Annotated in this window: 16 protein-coding genes; all 16 read left to right on the top strand. The window is 49.9% G+C overall.

The window, feature by feature from the left end:
* Nucleotides 1-14 precede the first annotated feature (14 nt).
* The 16 genes from sleB (at nt 15) to R70331_RS17460 (ending at nt 15,273) form a co-directional block, all read left to right on the top strand.
* Entirely contained in the window at nt 15-875 is an 861-nt protein-coding gene (gene sleB / locus R70331_RS17530; protein WP_042177472.1) for a spore cortex-lytic enzyme, read from the top strand.
* 211 nt (nt 876-1,086) lie between these two features.
* On the top strand, nt 1,087-2,325 hold the full coding sequence (gene yfmF, locus R70331_RS17525) for an EF-P 5-aminopentanol modification-associated protein YfmF (RefSeq protein WP_197071494.1): 1,239 nt from the start codon (nt 1,087-1,089) through the stop codon (nt 2,323-2,325).
* A 3-nt stretch (nt 2,326-2,328) separates the two neighbouring features.
* Complete coding sequence (gene yfmH, locus R70331_RS17520; protein WP_042177470.1) at nt 2,329-3,609, top strand: EF-P 5-aminopentanol modification-associated protein YfmH; 1,281 nt, start codon at nt 2,329-2,331, stop codon at nt 3,607-3,609.
* Nucleotides 3,609-4,376, top strand: coding sequence for an elongation factor P 5-aminopentanone reductase (ymfI, locus tag R70331_RS17515; RefSeq protein WP_042177469.1), 768 nt, complete (start codon nt 3,609-3,611; stop codon nt 4,374-4,376). Before yfmH ends, ymfI begins: the two co-directional genes overlap by 1 nt.
* 156 nt (nt 4,377-4,532) lie before the next feature.
* Nucleotides 4,533-4,793, top strand: a complete 261-nt coding sequence (locus R70331_RS17510; protein ID WP_042177468.1) for a DUF3243 domain-containing protein — start codon at nt 4,533-4,535, stop codon at nt 4,791-4,793.
* 180 nt (nt 4,794-4,973) lie between these two features.
* Nucleotides 4,974-5,741, top strand: coding sequence for a DUF3388 domain-containing protein (locus tag R70331_RS17505; RefSeq protein WP_042177467.1), 768 nt, complete (start codon nt 4,974-4,976; stop codon nt 5,739-5,741).
* 146 nt (nt 5,742-5,887) lie between these two features.
* The gene (locus R70331_RS17500; RefSeq protein WP_042177466.1) at nt 5,888-6,853 is read left to right on the top strand and encodes a helix-turn-helix domain-containing protein; all 966 of its coding nucleotides are present in this window, start codon (nt 5,888-5,890) and stop codon (nt 6,851-6,853) included.
* 80 nt (nt 6,854-6,933) lie between these two features.
* On the top strand, nt 6,934-7,095 hold the full coding sequence (locus R70331_RS31870; protein WP_167336664.1) for a hypothetical protein: 162 nt from the start codon (nt 6,934-6,936) through the stop codon (nt 7,093-7,095).
* A gap of 201 nt (nt 7,096-7,296) precedes the next feature.
* Nucleotides 7,297-7,788: a YajQ family cyclic di-GMP-binding protein gene (locus tag R70331_RS17495; RefSeq protein WP_042177465.1), complete on the top strand. Its 492-nt coding sequence runs from the start codon at nt 7,297-7,299 to the stop codon at nt 7,786-7,788.
* Between the two features lie 92 nt (nt 7,789-7,880).
* Nucleotides 7,881-8,468: a CDP-diacylglycerol--glycerol-3-phosphate 3-phosphatidyltransferase gene (pgsA, locus tag R70331_RS17490; RefSeq protein WP_042177464.1), complete on the top strand. Its 588-nt coding sequence runs from the start codon at nt 7,881-7,883 to the stop codon at nt 8,466-8,468.
* 52 nt (nt 8,469-8,520) lie between these two features.
* Complete coding sequence (locus R70331_RS17485; RefSeq protein ID WP_042177463.1) at nt 8,521-9,810, top strand: competence/damage-inducible protein A; 1,290 nt, start codon at nt 8,521-8,523, stop codon at nt 9,808-9,810.
* 299 nt (nt 9,811-10,109) lie between these two features.
* Nucleotides 10,110-11,174, top strand: a complete 1,065-nt coding sequence (gene recA / locus R70331_RS17480; RefSeq protein WP_042177462.1) for a recombinase RecA — start codon at nt 10,110-10,112, stop codon at nt 11,172-11,174.
* 187 nt (nt 11,175-11,361) lie between these two features.
* Nucleotides 11,362-12,096: a regulatory protein RecX gene (locus tag R70331_RS17475; protein ID WP_042177461.1), complete on the top strand. Its 735-nt coding sequence runs from the start codon at nt 11,362-11,364 to the stop codon at nt 12,094-12,096.
* Between the two features lie 320 nt (nt 12,097-12,416).
* Nucleotides 12,417-13,958 (top strand): ribonuclease Y, encoded by a 1,542-nt coding sequence (gene rny, locus R70331_RS17470; protein WP_042177460.1) that lies wholly within the window; start codon nt 12,417-12,419, stop codon nt 13,956-13,958.
* Nucleotides 13,959-14,017: 59 nt separating this feature from the next.
* The gene (locus R70331_RS17465; RefSeq protein ID WP_042177459.1) at nt 14,018-14,812 is read left to right on the top strand and encodes a TIGR00282 family metallophosphoesterase; all 795 of its coding nucleotides are present in this window, start codon (nt 14,018-14,020) and stop codon (nt 14,810-14,812) included.
* Between the two features lie 200 nt (nt 14,813-15,012).
* Complete coding sequence (locus R70331_RS17460) at nt 15,013-15,273, top strand: stage V sporulation protein S (protein WP_019910496.1); 261 nt, start codon at nt 15,013-15,015, stop codon at nt 15,271-15,273.
* Nucleotides 15,274-15,316: the final 43 nt, after the last annotated feature.

The following is a 15,316-nucleotide window of genomic DNA, read 5'->3' as shown; positions in this document are numbered from 1 at the left end:
GTAGAGCGACTCTAATGAAAAAACAGAAGCAATGGATATTAGCCTTAATGACGCTGGCGCTGGCTGCTGCACCGTTTGCAGGGTTATTCTTTAAGGATCATGAGGCCTATGCTGATCCGCAGCAGACGGAAGCTGCCAGTCCAATCAACACTGAAGAGGTACTGCCTGCTTTCGGGACTACCCCGCTCAAGGTGGGCTCATCAGGCCAAGATGTATACGAGCTCCAAGGCAGACTGAAGCATCTCGGGTACTACAGCGGCAAGATAGACAGCCAGTTTGGCACAAAAACGAAAAATGCAGTGACCTGGTTCCAGTGGAAATTCGGGATGAAGGCCGACGGCGTCGTCGGTGCAAAAACAAAGCTGAAGCTGTACAACGCAACAAAGGCATGGAAACCGACGGAGCCTTCAACCACGACAGCCAAAAAGAACACCGGCAACACTGACACAGCCGCAAAAACCGGCAATGCCGCAAAAAAGAACAGCGGTGCCGAGCTGTCCTCAGGCAATACAATGGGCCTCTCTGAAAATGATCTGAAGATCATGGCCAATGCTGTATACGGTGAATCGCGCGGCGAACCGTTTGAGGGCCAGGTTGCGGTAGCAGCCGTAATATTGAACCGGGTCAAATCCCCGAGCTTTCCCAACACCCCGTCAGGCGTTATTTTCCAGCCCGGCGCTTTCACGGCCGTAGCTGACGGACAGATTTACCTTGAGCCCAATGAACAGGCCCGCAAGGCTGTACAGCAGGCTCTGAACGGCTGGGATCCTTCCGGCGGCTGCTTGTATTATTTTAATCCGAAGACAGCGACCTCCAAGTGGATCTGGACACGGCCGCAGGTGATTACAATCGGAGAGCATATTTTCTGTATGTAAAAAACCACCCAACCGCTGCCGGCGGAACATCAATCCGCCTCTATACACTGACTCAGAGCAACCGGTAAATCTTCTGCCGGTTGCTTCCTTACTTTGGAATGGTTTAGAATGGATAATACTTCATAAACTTAAATTGTAGAGCATCTATCCACGCCGTAAAGGAGTTTTGGACTTGACAAACAATGGATTTCAACATGGCAACGCCGCAGGCATGCGCATCCATGTGCTGCCGACCAAGGCGTTTAAAACGTTCGCCATTTCCCTCTATGCCGGAGTACCTTTGGATGAGAGCACGGTGACTTCAACTGCACTTGCTCCTTTTGTCCTCCGCAGAGGCACAGCCACCTACCCGGAAACTACACAGTTCCGCGAACGGCTGGAAGAGCTTTACGGAGCCGGGTTCGGCTTCGACATCTATAAGCGGGGCGACTATCAGATTGTCCAGTTTCGGATGGATACGATTAACGATTCTTTTGTCCAGAGCAAGGAAAGCCTGCTTGGCGAGTCGTTTTCTTTTCTCGGCGAGGTATTGACCCGTCCTTTACTGGAGGATGGAAGTTTCCGTGCTTCGTACGTAGCGACCGAACGCGAGACTGTACGCAAGAAGCTGGAAGCGATCGTGAACGATAAAATGCGTTATGCCGCGGAGCGTTGTATTGAGGAGATGTGCCGCCAGGAGCCTTACCGCCTGCATCCGCTTGGGCAAAGATCCGATCTGGACGGAATCACTCCAGCCAGCTTATATGAATCCTATTCAGCCTGGCTGGATGGAGCTATTCTGGATCTGTATGTGGTCGGCGACACCACGCCGGAGGAAGTCGAGAAGCTGGTCCTCCGTCATTTCGGCCGCAGCCACAAGCAGGTGGAAGCTTATACCTCCAACTTTAAGCCTGTAACCGTATCAGAGGTCCGCACGGTGGAGGAGAAACTGGATGTCAATCAGGGTAAGCTTAATATGGGCTTACGCACCTCAATCACTTATTCAGACGACAAATATGCCTCAGCACTGATGTACAACGGTATTTTGGGCGGCTACCCGCATTCCAAGCTGTTTGTTAACGTACGTGAGAAGGAAAGCCTTGCTTACTACGCGTCATCCCGCTATGACGGCCATAAGGGAATCGGAACGATACAGTCAGGGATCGAAACACAGAATTACGATAAGGCTGTCGATATTATCCGCAAACAGCTCGATGAGCTGAAGGCCGGCAATATCAGTGATCTGGAGCTGAATCAGACCAAGGCGATGATCCGCAATCTTTTGTCTGAAATCCAGGATTCTGCCTTTGAGCTGATTTCATTCGATTTCAACCGTCAATTTTCCGGAAAAGACCGCTCTGCCCAGGAGCTGCTGGCTCAAGTGGACAGCACAGGCGCGGAAGATGTTAAGGCGGCCGCCGGCACCTTCCAGCTGGATACGATTTATTTCCTGACAGGGAAGGGGGAATAGCAGATGGAACAAATCCATTACGATAAGCTGCAGGAGACACTATATTATGAGGTTATGGACAACGGGCTGAAGGTTTATGTACTGCCAAAGCCCGCCTTTAAGAAAACCTATGCCACCTTTGCCACCAAATACGGATCTGTAGACAATCACTTTAAAGTAGCGGGCGGTGATGAGACTACTGTACCGGACGGGATTGCCCATTTTCTTGAGCACAAAATGTTTGAGGAGCCGGAAGGCGATATCTTTGCTACGTTTGCCTCCAACGGGGCATCGGCCAATGCGTTTACCAGCTTTGACCAGACCGTTTATCTTTTCTCTGCTACCGAGAATATTGAGACGAACCTCAGCACACTGGTGGATTTCGTGCAGCGCCCTTATTTCACTGATGAAAATGTGGAGAAAGAAAAGGGAATCATCGGCCAGGAGATTAATATGTATGCCGACAATCCGGACTGGCGCGTCTATTTCGGATTAATTGAGGCAATGTACTCCAAGCATCCGGTGCACATTGATATTGCCGGTACGATTGAATCCATTGCCACCATCACCAAAGAAACGCTGTATACCTGCTACAACTCCTTTTATCATCCGAGCAATATGCTGCTGTTTGTTGTCGGCGGCGTAGAGCCGGAAAAGGTATTTGAGCTGGTCCGCAGCAATCAGGCTGCCAAGTCCTACGATAAACAGGGCGAGATTACACGTATCTTTGCAGAAGAGCCTGTTCAGGTTGCCCAGAAGCACAAGGAGAGCCGGCTTGCCGTTTCCATGCCGAAATGCCTGTTCGGATTCAAAGAAAAGCAGGATGGCCTGACCGGAGCAGCGGCGGTGCGCCGTGACCTGACTACGAAGCTTATGCTTGACCTGCTGCTCGGAAGCAGCACGGCACTGTATCAGAAGCTCTATGACGAAGAGCTGATCTCTGACAGCTTCGGCCATGAATTTAACAGCTCCCCGCAATATGCGTTCTCGGCGATTGGCGGAGATACCAAAGACCCGGATCTGCTGCTGAAACGGATTAAGGAAGAGATCAATGCTGTGCTAGCTTCCGGCTTTGCGGAGAAGGATTTTGAGCGTGCCCGCAAAAAGAAAATCGGCGGCTATCTGCGCATGCTGAATTCGCCGGAGAGTATTGCCCATGAATTCACCCGCTACCAGTTCTGCGGCGGTGATCTGTTCGAGGTGCTGCCGGTTTATGAGTCGATTACACTGGATGAGGTCAATGCCCGTCTGCGCGCCCATGTAGACTGGGAGCAGCTAAGTGTATCGCTTGTGGTGAGTCCTTAATGGCGTTAACGGGAGAGAGCAGTAAACCGATTAAGGAGATGACCGTGCTTATTACGGGGGGCAGCGGGGGAATCGGCGGTGCAATCGCTGAACGTTTTGCTTCCGTCGGCATGAACATTGTCATCCATTATATGAATTCGCATGAAGCGGCCAATGATGTAGCCCGGCGCTGTTTGGCGCTGGGGGCCAAAGTGCTGACAGTGGCCGCGGACATGAAGGACCGCGGCCAGCTGCTGCGTATGGCTGAACGCCTGGAGAGCAGCGGTATGCTTCCGGACATTCTGGTCAATAATGCCGGGAAAGCGCATTACGGGATGCTGGCCGATGTCACGGAAGAAGAGTGGGACGAAGTGATGGCGGTCAACCTCAAGGGCACTTTTTTGTGCAGCCAGATATTCATGCCTTATATGGTGTCCCAGCGCTACGGGCGTATCATAAATGTATCGTCGGTCTGGGGAATCTCCGGCGCTTCTTGTGAGGTCGCCTATTCCGCCAGCAAGGGCGGTGTGAATGCCTTCACAAAAGCACTGGCCAAGGAGCTGGCCCCTTCAGGGGTGACAGTTAATGCTGTCGCACCCGGAGCTGTCAGCACTGCTATGCTAAACAATCTGCAGGAGGAAGAGCTGCGGATGCTGGAGGAAGAAATACCTGCCGGCCGGCTTGCTTCACCGGATGAGGTGGCTTCGCTTGTTTATTTTCTGGCCCTGCCTGAATCAGGATATATTACCGGACAGGTAATTAGTCCGAACGGGGGATGGATTACTTAGTGTTGCCTGTGTACTTTGAACGGCGGCTTGGAGAAAAGCTCCAGCATAAAAGGCGGGTGTACGTGACATATTAGTACTGTTGCTTTTAAATCATCACGTAAGGCGGCTGTTGGTCCCAAAAGGCCAGCGGACCGTAAACATGAAGGAGGATTTAAGATGTCAACAGAATCCGTAGTGAAGAACTTTGATACTTGGAAGAGCTTTTTAGGTGAACGGGTCATCCAGGCTGAAAAAATGGGGATGAGTGAAGAAACCATCACCAAGCTGGCTTTTGAAATCGGGGAATTCCTCGATAAAAAAGTCGATCCGGGCAACTATTCCAACCGGGCAATCAAAGAGCTGTGGGATGTCGGTACGGACGATGAGAAGCACACCATTGCTTCACTCATGGTCAAGCTGGCGAAGAAAAACGCATAGGCATGCGGAAAAGCTCCCCTCGCGGGAGCTTTTCTGCAATTATTACAACAGTGTCCTTGCCTTTCATTTTTATTTTATATATCATTAACATGACCCGTGTTTCAGAAGCTTTGCCGAAGCCGGTTTTTTTGAGGTTATGGCAGTTCTGCAGGGAAAAGGAATCTATGAGGTGCGAAATCAGTGGAATATAAACAGTGGTACATGGAGTACAAGATACATAAGAACAGACCCGGTCTGCTCGGCGATATTGCTTCAATGCTCGGTATGCTCGAAGTGAACATCCTTACTATTAACGGCGTGGAAGGCAAAACCCGCGGCATGCTGCTGGAAACCAGCGATGATGAGAAAATTATGCTGATGGGCGAAATGCTCAAAAAGGTGGATAATATTACGGTTACGGCGCTGCGCTCACCGCGTCTTGTGGATAAGCTCGCCGTCCGTCATGGACGATATATAGACCGGGATTCAGATGACCGTAAGACCTTCCGCTTCACCAGGGATGAGCTGGGGCTGCTCGTTGACTTTCTGGGCGAGCTGTTTAAGCGGGAAGGCAATCAGGTTATAGGACTTAGAGGTATGCCGCGTGTAGGAAAAACCGAGTCGATTATTGCAGGGAGCGTCTGTGCACAGAAGCGCTGGACCTTTGTATCTTCCACACTGCTGCGGCAGACGGTACGCAGCCAGCTGGCTGAGGATGAGATGAATCCGAACAATGTCTTTATTATTGACGGCATTGTAAGCACGATCCGTTCCAACGAGAAGCACTACAATCTTCTTCAGCAGGTCATGAGCATGCCAAGCACCAAGGTGATTGAGCATCCGGATATTTTTGTGCGGGAATCCGAGTACAGCTTTGATGATTTTGATATCATTATCGAGCTGCGCAACAACCCTGCAGAAGAGATATTGTACGAAACGTTCACAACGAGCTACAGTGATGATCTGTAAATAAGCTTATGCTTCCATAACGAGTTTTGTACGAAGTTAAATCATGGAAGTATCGCTTACAAAACAAAGTTTATGCTTCCGTAGCGAGTTTTGTACGAAGTTAAATCATGGAAGTATCGCTTACAAAACTTTTAGGAGGTGATGGTATGTCGGAACTGGGCCGGCATTTGAAAGAGGCGCGTCTGCAAAAAGGGATGAGTCTTGACGATGTCCAGGAAGTAACGAAGATTCGCAAAAAATATTTGGAAGCCATCGAGGCGGGGGATTACAAAGTGCTCCCCGGAAGTTTTTATGTCCGGGCCTTTATTAAAACCTATGCGGAGGCAGTCGGGGTAAATCCGGACGAGCTGATGGAAGAACACGGCAATGTTCCGGCAGCTCCTGTCGATACTACGATGGAAACGGTGATCCAGAAGCGCAGCCGCAGGACGGAAACCGAGCGGAATGCAAAGTGGCTGCCGACAGTGCTGATGTGGACCTTTCCGGTACTTATCATCGCAGTCATTTATTGGTATGCCTCATCGAACATGAACGATTCCGATCCCAAAACGGTCGATTCATCGAATGTGACGAACGAGCAGCAGGACCCGTCGAAGATTCAGCCTTCGCCGACGGCGGTTGGCGGCGGGCTTGTCAGCAATCCTCCGGCAGGCGGTGACAGTACCGCCACAGCTTCAGCTTCGCCTACAGTAGCGCCTACAGCAACACCGGCACCTTCGCCGACCAACGCGCCTGTTACGGTGACTGAGGACCGCAAATCAGGCAAAACGACCATTTTCAAAGTATCTGCACCTTCCGGCGCTGCCGTTGAGGTTAAGATTGCAGCTTCAGGTACAAGCTGGCTTGAGGTTTACAACGGCGAGAATTCACAAGGCGAGAAGCTCAGCTTCGGCAATACGGCAGCGGGTGATTCGCTGAGCTTTACGCTGGGTGCCGGGGGCATGTACATCAAATCCGGCTATTCTCCGGCAACTACGATTACGGTGAACGGCCAGGAGATTACAGACGGCAAAACTTCCTCACGCCTGCTGCTTGAGCTGGATAACAGCGCTTCGGGCGGCACCGCAGGGACGGATGGAGCTGAAGGGACGGAGAGTAATTCCGGCGAGTAGGGAAAGAGCTGCATAGACTTTGGCATTTTGGATAACCTAAGAATGATTTACAGTTCTTACGCCAAAGTGAGGTGTATCTCATGACTGTCAGCTGGATTGTCACCGGGCTCGGCATTATTGTCAGCCTTCTCGGGTATTATTTGACACCGGGCGCCTGGGGCTATGGAATTCTGGGTTTTGGACTGGCGCATATTGTGCTGGGGATTCTGGATATGTTCCGGGCTCCCGCACGCAGCAGATAAAGCCAAGACAGACGTCTCCCGGGACCTTAGAATTCCGGGGGACGGCAATAATCTATTCTTTCTCGCAGAAACGGGTGCCGTCCTTTACCGGGCGGCGCACCGTTTCTTCTTGATGCCCGGCAGCTTCTTTCCATAATTAGACTTCAAGTGCCCTTTCTCATATAATAGTAAAGAATAATTGTAAGCAAAGGACGTGGCAGAATGAGTTCGGAAAGTTCATTTGACATTGTATCCAAGATGGATATGCAGGAATTAACCAATGCGGTTAACCAGACAGAGAAGGAAATTGATAACCGCTTTGATTTTAAAAACAGCAAGAGCAGTCTCAAGCTGGAAAAGGATGCGCTTATTATTGCCTCCGAGGACGAATATAAGCTGAACGCTGTCATTGATATTCTACAGTCCAAGATGGTCAAGCGCGGAATTACCCTCAAAAATCTCGATTTCGGCAAAATTGAGCCGGCAGCACTTGGTACGGTCCGTCAGCGTCTCGGCCTCAAGCAGGGCATCGACCAGGAGAACGCCAAAAAAATCAATATCCTCATCCGGGATTCCAAGCTGAAGGTAAAGAGCCAGATTCAGGGCGACACGATCCGTGTAACCGGCAAGAGCCGCGATGATCTGCAGCAGATCATCCAAATCCTGCGCAAAGCTGATTTGCCGCTGGATCTGCAGTTTAACAATTTAAAGTAAGCTGATGCACCCCGCAGTGTCTGCGTACTGCCTCGGCGGGGTGTTTTAACTACATATTTTTGGAATCAGGATGGATCAGGGGAGGAACTTCAGTGAATTTGCCCAACCGTATTACACTTGCACGTATTTGTCTTATCCCGATTATGATGTTCTTTCTGCTGGTAGACTTTAAGTTCTATCCGGAGCCGATTCATTGGGGCTCATTCCAGCTCTCGGTTAATCATCTGATCGCAGCTGTAATCTTCCTGCTCGCCGCAAGCACAGACGGTATTGACGGCTACATTGCCCGGAAGTATAACATGGTCACCAATCTTGGAAAGCTGCTTGATCCGCTTGCTGACAAGCTGCTGGTATCGGCTGTTTTGATCTCTCTGGTCGAACTTGGAAGATGCGATTCGTGGATTGCCATTGTTATTATCAGCCGCGAGTTTGCGGTGACCGGACTGCGCCAGGTTGCGCTGCTTGAAGGAAAAGTAGTGGCTGCCAGCAGATGGGGCAAGATAAAGACAGTAACGCAGATCGTTGCCATCTCCCTGCTGCTGCTTAACAACTTCCCGTTCCAGTTCGTCAGCATTCCGCTGGATGATATTGCAATCTGGGCGGCAGCACTGATTACGATTTATTCCGGGGTTGATTATTTTGTCAAAAATAAAGACCTGCTGGAGCTGCATAACGCTTAGCCGTAATCCGTAATTACTCATCCACATTAGCCTCAGGAGGAGAGAGCCAGCTATGAAAGCAGAAATAATTGCTGTCGGCACAGAGCTATTGCTCGGACAGATCGTTAACAGCAACGGACAGTTTTTATCGGTAGAACTGGCCGCAATGGGGATAGATGTCTATTTTCAGACTGTAGTCGGTGACAACAAGAGCCGGATTCAGGAGGCTATCGAAATTGCCCAGGGCCGGGCAGATATTATTCTGTTCACCGGAGGAATCGGGCCTACTGAAGATGATCTAACCAAAGATGCGCTGGCTGCGGCGCTGGGACGTACTCTTCATATCGACCAGCTGGCCATGGACCATGTTCAGCGCTTTTTTGATGAACGCAAAATAGTAATGACCGAAAACAACCGTAAGCAGGCTGTCATTATTGACGGAACAACGCCGCTTCCGAATGAAACCGGGCTGGCCGTGGGTCTTGCTTTTGCCCATGAGAGCAAATATTATATTGTCCTTCCCGGACCTCCGCGTGAGATGAAGCCGATGTTTACCGATAAGGCCAAGCCTTGGCTCCTGCAGCACGCGCTTACGACTGAAATGCCGATCTACTCCAAGATGCTTAAGTTTGCCGGTATCGGGGAGTCGCTGCTGGAGGACAAGCTGATTGATCTGATCCGCAGCCAGACGGACCCTACTATTGCGCCTTATGCCAAAGAAGGCGAGGTAACGGTCCGGATCTCTACCAAAGCACCTTCCGAACGTGAAGCTATGGAGAAGCTTGACGTGCTGGAGGCAAAAATTAAGGCAATTCTTCCTGAAAACATGTATGCCAATATTGACATGCCGCTCGAACAGCTGCTGGTGGACTGGATGGCAGATGCCGGACTTACACTCAGTGCTGCCGAAAGCTGTACCGGCGGTTTATTAATGGAGAGCATTACGAACATTCCGGGCAGCGCATCGATGTTCAAAGGCGGCATTGTCTGCTACTCCAACGAAATAAAGAAGAAGCTGCTGAATGTGCCTGCTTCCTACCTGGAGGGGCCTGATGCTGTAGGGGCTGTCAGCCGTGAGGTTGCAGAAGTGCTGGCTGATCAGGTCAGAATGCTGGGCGACAGCGACTTCGGATTGTCGGTTACCGGGGTTGCCGGGCCGGGGTATTCGGAGCGTAAGCCGGTCGGTCTGGTATTTGTCGGTCTGGCAGAGCGCGGACGTCCAACAGAGGTCTTTGAGCTTAACCTCAAGGGTACCCGCGAGAACATCCGGCTGCGCTCTGTAAAAGCGCTGCTGTACCGGCTGTGGCGCAGGCTTGAGGAACGTAAGGTGGACACTCCCCTCGAAGGATCAGCCTTGCAATAGCCTGTCAGGGCGTTATATAATTGGTAATACGGAAGAACCGTGGCATAGTGAACCTTTTGCTGCGGTTTTTTGTTTTTTTGTGAACGCGGCTCTATTGCCGGCGGCTCTCCTAAATGTGAGTCTGCTTCCCCGGATGGTTAATGACTATGTACAGTACATAATCAGGAGAGGAGGCTTACAATAAAAGGGAGTATTGCGCCTGCAGTCAAAAAAAACGAATGTATGTTCGAAAAAAAGCTTGGCAAGACCTCTAAAACACGCTATTATATTACTATAAACAAGTGAAGGAAGTGGTCTGATTGTCAGATCGTCGTGCTGCGCTGGATATGGCGCTTCGTCAAATAGAAAAACAATTTGGTAAAGGTTCGATCATGAAATTGGGTGAGTCCAATCACATGAAAGTGGAAGTTGTTCCTAGCGGTTCCTTGGCACTTGATATTGCCCTGGGCATAGGCGGACTTCCAAAAGGACGTATCATAGAAGTATATGGACCGGAATCCTCCGGTAAAACAACGGTTGCCCTGCATGCTATTGCAGAAGTACAGAGAGTTGGCGGACAAGCCGCCTTCATCGATGCAGAGCATGCGCTCGACCCTAAATATGCCAACGCGCTTGGCGTCAATATTGATGAGCTACTGCTGTCCCAGCCGGACACAGGCGAACAGGCGCTGGAAATTGCTGAAGCGCTCGTGCGCAGCGGTGCGGTAGATATCATCGTTGTTGACTCTGTAGCAGCTCTGGTGCCTAAGGCTGAAATTGAAGGCGACATGGGGGATTCCCACGTTGGTCTGCAGGCCCGTCTGATGTCTCAGGCTCTGCGTAAGCTCTCCGGCGCAATCAACAAATCCAACACCATCGCAATCTTCATCAACCAGCTGCGTGAGAAGATCGGTGTTATGTTCGGAAATCCCGAAACAACTCCGGGCGGACGGGCATTGAAGTTCTACTCCTCCGTACGTCTTGACGTACGCCGTGTTGAGAGCATCAAAATGGGTAATGATGTTGTCGGTAACCGTACCAAGATCAAAGTCGTGAAGAACAAGGTAGCTCCTCCGTTCAAACAGGCAGATGTTGATATTATGTACGGTGAAGGCATCTCCAAAGAAGGAAGCCTTGTCGATATCGGAACGGAAATGGATATTGTTAACAAGAGCGGAGCCTGGTATTCCTACGAAGGCGAACGTCTTGGACAAGGACGTGAGAATGCTAAGCAATTCCTTAAGGAACATCCGGAAATTGCCCTGGTAATCGAGAATAAGATCCGTGAAGCGAGCAACCTGACAACCATCGTTGCTGCACCAACGGAAGCTGAGGCTGCTGCAGAGAAAGAAGAAGAAGATAATCTGCTGCTTGAAATTGAATAAGACTTTACGCTAATATAGAGCGCCCTGTGTATGACTGCAGCAGGGCGCTTTTTTAGTAGTGAAGAAATAATAAGTTTTTCGGTTCCCGTGAAGCACTTGAATCAGTATCAATGAGAGACCCCGCTTTGTGGGGTTATTTTATCAAATTCTTTTATATACAGATAGAACACGAGGTGAAGTCAATACCATGGTTATTCAACTTAATCCTGAACCGGAAGAACAGGACGTGCAGGTGCTGGCCGGGTTCCCGGAAGGGGAGCTGCTGGAGATTACGAAGGTCGAGCGGCAGAAGAAAGCGGACCACCGCTATATTATACATTTTGGTGCTTATAACATGACTGTTCATGAGGATGTCATGATTAAATACCGCATGATCTCGGGCAATGCGTTCATGAAGGCTGACCTGGAGGAGATTGTAGTTGCCGACGAGCGCCAGCGGGGCTATATAGAAGGGCTGAAGTATCTGGGGCATAAGCCGCGGACAGCCCAGGAGATGGCCCGCCGTTTAAGGGAGAAGGAAATAGGAGAGACTATTATTGCCGAGGTGCTGGAGCGTCTGCAGCAGGAGCGCTTAATCGATGATCCGCTCTATGCTAAGCAATGGGCAGAGCAGCGTATTAATAATCAGCGCAAGGGCAAGCTGTGGATCCGCCAGGAGCTGCGGGAAAAGGGCATCGATAAATCGCTTATCTCCGAAGCGCTGGAGAATATTTCTCCCGAAGAAGAAATGGAGAGCGCTCTGCAGACCGGGCGCAAGAAGTGGAATATGATCCGCGGGGATGTTAATGATAAGCGCCGGAAGACAGGGGCATTCCTGATGCGGCGCGGTTTTTCAGGTGAAATGGTCCGCCAGGTGCTTAATACTCTGCGTGAGGAAGAGGACACCGAGGGCGGAGATGATGATTTTTACGAATATGAATGATCCGTTTGACATTCTCTTGACTTTAATGCCATTATCGACTCTCTTGACAATGTCTTTTTATAAATAATAAAATATAACATGAATCGGCATAAACTAAGAATCCTTTTTCCTTCCCAAAAAGCAGAATCTTAGGAACCGGTTCGCGTACAACTCATATGAAATGTAATCGCCGGATAAGGCGGGCAGTGTGCATGTGCAGCATGTGCAGTATGGCAATCGGTGTATTACCGGTTTTTTGTATGGTGATGAACGGATAGTTTAACAACTGCACACAATTCCCAAGGCTTGTTCCTTGGAGGAACCAACGAGGGGGTGAACAGATGCCAACAGCAATCTGGGTCATAATCGTTCTCGTTGTAGCTGCATTATTCTTTGGATTCGGTTATTTTATTCGTAAATCCCTTGCAGAAGCTAAGATTCAAAGCGCCGAGAAGGAAGCCCTCGTCATCGTGGAGAACGCGAAGAAAGAGGCTGAAGCGCTGAAGAAGGAAACAGTACTCGAAGCTAAGGATGAAGTCCACAGAATCCGTACTGAAGCTGAGAAAGAAACTCGTGAACGCCGGAATGAAATCCAACGGCAAGAGAGACGTTTGCTGCAAAAGGAAGAATCACTGGATAAAAAAATGGAATCGCTTGAACGAAAAGAAGAACAAGTAGCTAACAAAGAGAAACGAATTGACGAAACGCAGCAGCAAATTGATGTTATTTACAAGAAGCAGGTTACTGAGCTTGAGCGTATCTCCAACCTGAGTATCGATGATGCCAGAAGTATCATTCTGAGCAATGTAGAGCAGGAAGTTCGCCATGAAACCGCGCAGATGATCAAGGAAATTGAACAGCAGGCCAAAGAGGAAGCGGACAAGAAGGCCCGCGAAATCATTACACTGGCTATTCAGCGCTGTGCAGCTGATCATGTTGCAGAGACTACGGTATCTGTCGTAACCTTGCCGAATGAAGAGATGAAGGGCCGGATTATCGGCCGTGAAGGCCGTAATATCCGGGCACTGGAAACTCTTACTGGTATTGATCTCATTATCGATGATACGCCGGAAGCTGTTATTCTGTCGGGCTTTGATCCGATCCGCCGTGAAGTGGCCCGTACGGCACTTGAGAAGCTGGTTGCTGATGGACGTATCCATCCGGCACGGATTGAAGAAATGGTTGAGAAATCCCGTAAGGAAGTGGATGAACGGATTCGCGAGTACGGTGAACAAGCTACCTTTGAGGTTGGCGTTCACGGTCTGCACCCGGATCTGATCAAGATTCTGGGCCGTCTGAAATTCCGTACGAGCTATGGTCAGAACGTACTTAAGCACTCCATGGAGGTTGCTTATTTGACTGGACTTATGGCCGGTGAGCTTGGGGAAGACATCGTGCTGGCAAAACGTGCCGGGCTGCTCCATGATATCGGCAAAGCGCTGGATCATGAAGTGGAAGGCTCGCACGTTGAAATTGGCGTTGAGCTTGCGAAGAAGTACAAGGAGCATCCGGTGGTTATCAACAGTATCGCTTCTCACCATGGAGATTGCGAAGCCACTTCGGTTATTGCGATGCTGGTCGGAGCAGCTGACGCATTGTCGGCAGCACGTCCGGGCGCACGCCGTGAGACACTGGAAACTTACATCAAACGTCTGGAGAAGCTGGAAGAGATCTCCGAAAGCTTCGAGGGCGTTGAGAAGTCTTATGCCATCCAAGCGGGCCGCGAGGTTCGCGTAATGGTGCAGCCTGAGAAGATTGATGATGCGGAAAGCTTCCGCCTGGCACGCGACATTACGAAGATGATCGAGAGTGAGCTGGATTATCCGGGTCATATCAAGGTTACCGTTATCCGCGAGACACGGGCTGTAGAATACGCAAAATAAGCAAGGAAATTGGCCCCCCTGCGGGGCCTTTTTTCTTTTTAAATTAGGAGGAGAACGATATTAAAGTTTTATTTATAGGTGATATTGTAGGCAATACCGGCAGAAAGGCACTACGTGAAATGCTGCCGACGCTCAAGAGCAAATACCAGCCGCATATTATAATCGTCAACGGTGAAAATGCCGCCGCAGGCAGAGGGATTACCTCGGCAATTGCCAATGAATTTTTTAATTGGGGTGTACATGGCATTACATTGGGTAATCATACGTGGGACAATAAGGATATTTTTGAATTTATCGACGATGAGCCGCGGATGATCCGTCCGGCCAACTTTCCGCCGGGAACCCCGGGCAGAGGGTATACCGTTGTTAAAGGAAACGGCAAAGAGCTGGCTATTGTGAACCTGCAGGGCCGTACCTTTTTACCGGCAATTGATGATCCCTTCCGGATCGGAGAAGAGATTGTAGAGGAGCTGCGCCGCAGTCATAAGTGCATTCTCGTTGATTTCCATGCCGAAGCGACTTCGGAGAAGATTGCCATGGGTTATTTTATGGACGGCATGGCATCTATTGTAGTCGGAACCCACACGCATGTGCAGAGCAACGACGATGTTATTCTGCCCGGCGGAACGGCATATCTGACTGATGCGGGCATGGTTGGTTCAAGAGAAGGAATTCTGGGTATGGAAAAGGATGCAGTCCTTTATAAATTCACTACCCAGCTCCCGTCGAGATTTGTGGTAGACGAAGGTAAATGGCAGTTGAACGGGTTATTCGCGGAGATTGACGAGGCGACAGGTAAAGCGACACGTCTGGAGAAGATTCGTTTGCGTGAAGATGAATGGGTTATGAGCTAGACCCGGATAGTATAAAGCAGGATATTCGGGGAAATCCGCTGTTTTCGGATAAAGTGTGATCTTTTTTATATCGAAAAAGAGTATCTTTTGTACCATTTTCTCCAGCGTAGTCCGCAAAAAGAAGGTATTATTTCTTCTCCCGCGAATAACATCTACAGTAGTGGAAGAACACCATCATTTTCCCAGGGGAGGTACTTACTATGGATGTATTAAAAGTATCAGCTAAATCCAATCCGAATTCCGTTGCCGGCGCATTAGCAGGTGTTCTTCGAGAACGTGGATCGGCCGAGCTGCAAGCTATTGGAGCCGGAGCACTGAACCAGGCAGTCAAAGCTGTTGCCATCGCCCGGGGATTTGTCGCTCCAAGCGGTGTAGATCTGATCTGCATTCCTGCTTTTACAGACATTGTAATTGACGGGGAGGACCGGACGGCGATTAAACTCATTGTTGAACCCAGATAACTCTATGGATTAACCTTTTTTGATGGGCCTGTTTACTTACAGT

It is taken from the genome of Paenibacillus sp. FSL R7-0331 (assembly GCF_000758645.1).
In the GTDB taxonomy this organism is placed as follows: domain Bacteria; phylum Bacillota; class Bacilli; order Paenibacillales; family Paenibacillaceae; genus Paenibacillus_AQ; species Paenibacillus_AQ camerounensis.
The sequence above is the reverse complement of the archived record's forward strand: the minus strand, read 5'-3'. Positions and strand labels throughout refer to the sequence as shown.